Annotated in this window: 3 protein-coding genes; 2 read left to right on the top strand and 1 reads right to left on the bottom strand. The window is 49.9% G+C overall.

The annotated features are described in order from the left end of the window. Window positions 1-421 (top strand): hypothetical protein (locus B2899_RS17365; protein WP_286887399.1); only part of this gene is annotated, 421 nt, incomplete at its 5' end. A 59-nt stretch (window positions 422-480) separates the two neighbouring features. Here B2899_RS17365 and B2899_RS17360 read toward each other — a convergent pair. Beyond that, complete coding sequence (locus B2899_RS17360; RefSeq protein WP_146810185.1) at window positions 481-2,385, bottom strand: OPT family oligopeptide transporter; 1,905 nt, start codon at window positions 2,383-2,385, stop codon at window positions 481-483. A gap of 263 nt (window positions 2,386-2,648) precedes the next feature. On the opposite strand from B2899_RS17360, the gene ilvD reads away from it, so the two are divergent. Next, window positions 2,649-4,325, top strand: a complete 1,677-nt coding sequence (ilvD, locus tag B2899_RS17355; RefSeq protein WP_146810186.1) for a dihydroxy-acid dehydratase — start codon at window positions 2,649-2,651, stop codon at window positions 4,323-4,325. The last annotated feature ends 123 nt before the right edge of the window (window positions 4,326-4,448 follow it).

Below are 4,448 nucleotides of genomic sequence, written 5' to 3'. Positions count from 1 at the left end.
CACGATTTTCACAGAAAAAGGGCGAGGTGTAAATATGAATCAAGATTTTATCAAAATCAAAGATATGGAAGGAACACTGCTGCTTTCACATACAAACGGAAACTTAAGCTGCAAAGTAACAACAAAGGAAATCATTCTGCAGCGCCCGCACTACACATACCAAATTCTGTTCGAGAATATCATCAGCATGGTGCCTCATACGTTGAAGGATCGGCATATTTTATTGCCGACGCCCGGCAATGAGCATGAAAAAGTAAGTACTCGCTTCGCCTCTTCCTATTATAAAATTCGTACAGGACACGTACGTATCCACAACCGTTCCGGCATTCATGAAAAAGGCGAAACCGATTTTATCGTTCCGCTAAGCGAACTTTTTTTGGACTACTTTGCCCGCTATAGCAATCTGACCGTAGTACAATAAGTTTTATGCAGACACCCCGCATCCTGTACGAAATGCGGGGTGTTTTTCTGCCTTTAATCTTATGAAATTTCCTTGCCTCGCGAATTTGCCGTTACAAACAGAATGGCTGCGACAAGCAGGAAGGCTACAAGCGAGACGAGCGGGCCTAGAATCGGCTCTTCCGGCAAGCTCATTCCGGTGGAGACGGCAATGGCAATAAGAATTCCCATCAGCGCTTCCCCGGCAATAAAGCCGGAAGACAACAGAATGCCGCGCTCGAGTTTCTGCTTAAGCATATCCTCGTTTTTCTCCCGGCGTTCAATAATGCCGCGGAGCACGCCACCGAGCATAATCGGAGTGCTTAGGTGAATCGGCAAATAAAGGCCGACGGCAAACGGCAGCGAGCCGATTCCCATCAACTCTACCAGTGCAGCGGCTGCCATACCGATAAAGACAAGCGTCCACGGCAAGTTGCCGTTCATAATGCCTTCTACTACCATCATCATCAGCGTAGCCTGCGGTGCCGGCAGGTTTTTGGACCCGAATCCGTACGCCTGATCAAGCAGCATCAGCACCAACCCGATTGTTAAGCTTGTAATGAATACGCCATACATTAACGCATACTGCTGGTACTTCGGCGTAGCACCTACAAGAAATGCCGTTTTCAAATCTTGAGATGTATCCCCTGCCATTGCTGCAGAGATACAAATAACGGCCCCGATCGTAATCGCGGCTACCATGCCGCTCTCTCCGCTAAAACCGATTAACTTCAAGATAAGGGTAATCAAAATCAGCGCCGCAATCGTCATGCCGGATACCGGATTGGAAGAGCTTCCGACGATTCCGACAATACGGGACGAGACGGTGACGAAGAAGAAACCGAACAGCATTACGAGAAGGGCGCCCGGAATGCCAATATTAATGCTTGGGTAGAACGCCAGAACGGCAATAAGGATGACGACAAGTCCGATGATGTACGGCATTGGCATGTCTTCTTCTGTACGAAGCACACCGGACCCGGTGCCGCCGCGCGTACTACCAAGACCTCTCATCGCAATCGTAAACGAAGACGCGATGGTAGGCAGCGCTTTAAAGAGGCTGACGATTCCTCCGAATGCAACCGCACCTGCACCGATATAACGCAGATAGTTGCTCCAGATGTCCCAGAATCCCAGCTTGCTAATCGGATCGGTTGCCGGAAAGATTGGATTTGCCGCGAACGAGCCGAAATAGCTAATCAGCGGAATTAATCCTAGCCAACCAAGCACGGCACCGGCCAGCATATACCCGGCGATGCGCGGTCCGATGATAAAACCGACCCCAAGCAGCGACGGGAGAGTATCCATACCGACCGCGGCGTTTTTGAATCCGCGGATTCCCGTTTCGATTTCGGATGGAAATGCTTTAATGCCGTCAGCGATGAATTTAAACAGCGCACCGATTCCGAGTCCGCTGAAAACGAGCTTGGCCAGGCCGCCGCCTTTCTCTCCGGCGATCAGCACTTCGGCGCAGGCCGTGCCTTCCGGATACGGAAGCACGCCATGCTCTTTGACGATCAAAGCTTTGCGTAGGGGAATCATCATAATAATACCGAGAATCCCACCCGCCAGCGCAATAAAAGCGATCGTCGTCATGCTGGGCTGCAGCTTCCAGATGAACAACGCCGGAACGGTGAAAATCACACCTGCAGCGAGCGATTCCCCCACCGACGTAATCGTCTGTACCGTATTGTTCTCCAGGATGGAGTTGCGGCGCAAAATACCGCGCAAGATTGCCATTGAAATGACCGCCGCCGGAATAGAGGCACTGACGGTCATCCCGACAATCAATCCCAGATATGCGTTTGCCGCACCGAAAAGAATAGCGAGAACTCCGCCGAGAATAATCGCCGTCCAGGTCATTTCCGGTCGGTGCTCATGTGGCGAAATGTACGGCGTAAATCCGCTCGCACTCTGTTTCTGTGCGGCGTTTTCTTTGTTTTCCATGTTATCCCTGCCTTTATTCAATTTTTCGTGATTCGGCTTTTCATAATTGTAAAAATATACCGAATCCCATTATACCTTTGCCGTCTCAAGGCGCCCAACTTTATTCTTACCCATTTTTACTATAAACGAATTGAAAAAAAAACGTTATGGATCAACTTATATTTGCGCAAGCAATAATTTTGACAAATATACAATCTGCTAAAATAGTGATACAATGAAAAAAATTTTAAATTAAGGAACATAGATGAGTGGAGGGGTTTATTGTGGCAGAGTTACGCAGCAATATGATCAAAAAGGGATTTGACCGGGCGCCGCACCGAAGCTTGCTCCGGGCTGCAGGCGTAAAAGATGAGGACTTCGACAAACCGTTTATTGCGGTATGCAACTCGTATATCGATATTGTACCGGGTCATGTCCACTTGCAGGAATTTGGGAAACTTGTAAAAGAAGCGATTCGCGAAGCCGGGGGCGTTCCGTTCGAGTTTAATACCATCGGCGTAGACGACGGGATTGCAATGGGGCACATCGGTATGCGCTACTCCCTGCCGAGCCGCGAAATCATTGCAGATTCAGTGGAGACGGTCGTCGCGGCGCATTGGTTCGACGGAATGGTATGCATTCCGAACTGTGATAAAATTACGCCGGGAATGATGATAGCAGCAATGAGACTGAATATTCCTACTATCTTCATCAGCGGTGGTCCTATGGCTGCCGGCAGAACAAGCGACGGACGCAAAATCTCCCTGTCTTCCGTATTTGAAGGCGTAGGCGCATATCAGGCCGGTAAAATTGATGACAACCAGCTTCGAGAGCTTGAGCAATACGGTTGCCCGACGTGCGGCTCCTGTTCCGGCATGTTTACCGCCAATTCTATGAACTGTCTTGCAGAGGCGCTTGGTCTTGCGCTTCCGGGCAACGGCACGATCCTCGCTACCGATCCGGAACGCAAAGAATTGGCGAAACGCGCCGCGAAACAGCTGATGGAACTTATCAAAATCGACCTGAAGCCGCGCGATATCATAACAGAAAAAGCAATCGATAATGCCTTTGCGCTCGACATGGCGCTCGGCGGATCCACTAATACGGTGCTTCATACGCTGGCGCTCGCCAACGAAGCGGAAGTAGACTATCCGTTAGAGCGCATTAATGAAGTAGCGGCACGCGTACCGCATCTTGCGAAACTGGCGCCGGCATCCGACTGGCACATCGAAGACTTGCATGCGGCAGGCGGTGTTTCTGCGGTACTGAACGAGCTGTCCAAGAAAGAAGGAGCCCTGCATCTTGACGTAATGACCGTAACAGGAAAAACACTCGGCGAAAATATTGCCGGTCACGATGTAAAGGACTATAACGTCATTTACCCGATTAACAAACCATACTCCGAAACCGGCGGACTTGCCGTATTGTTCGGCAACCTCGCTCCAGACGGTGCTATTATCAAAACAGGTGGCATTCAGGGCGGCATTACACGTCATGAAGGACCTGCGATTGTATTTGATTCACAGGAAGAAGCATTGGAAGGAATTGCAAACGGCAAAATCAAAGAAGGTCATGTCGTTATTATCCGCTACGAAGGTCCAAAAGGAGGTCCTGGTATGCCGGAAATGCTGGCTCCGACTTCGCAGATTGTCGGTATGGGTCTCGGCACCAAAGTAGCACTTGTGACGGATGGCCGCTTCTCCGGTGCCTCCCGCGGTCTCTCTATCGGACATGCTTCTCCGGAAGCGGCGGAAGGCGGACCGCTCGCATTCGTACAGGACGGCGATCATATCGTCATCGACATTACCGAGCGCCGCATAGATGTGAATGTTCCTGAAGAGGAATGGGAAAAACGCAAAGCCAGCTGGAAAGGCTTCGAACCGAAAGTAAAAACCGGCTATCTGGCTCGATACTCAAAATTGGTAACGTCAGCCAGCACCGGTGGTATTATGAAAATTTAATTTTGTGCCGATACTGTAGATACATAGTTTGCCGCTTTTTCGGCGCTATGTATCTTTTTTCTGTGAAAATCATGAGAAAAGAAGGAGAGAAAGAGGAAATGAGAGCCGGGGAAGAAAAAGGCG

The organism is Aneurinibacillus sp. UBA3580 (genome assembly GCF_002375825.1).
Taxonomy (GTDB): Bacteria; Bacillota; Bacilli; order Aneurinibacillales; family Aneurinibacillaceae; genus Aneurinibacillus; species Aneurinibacillus danicus.
The sequence above is the reverse complement of the archived record's forward strand: the minus strand, read 5'-3'. Positions and strand labels throughout refer to the sequence as shown.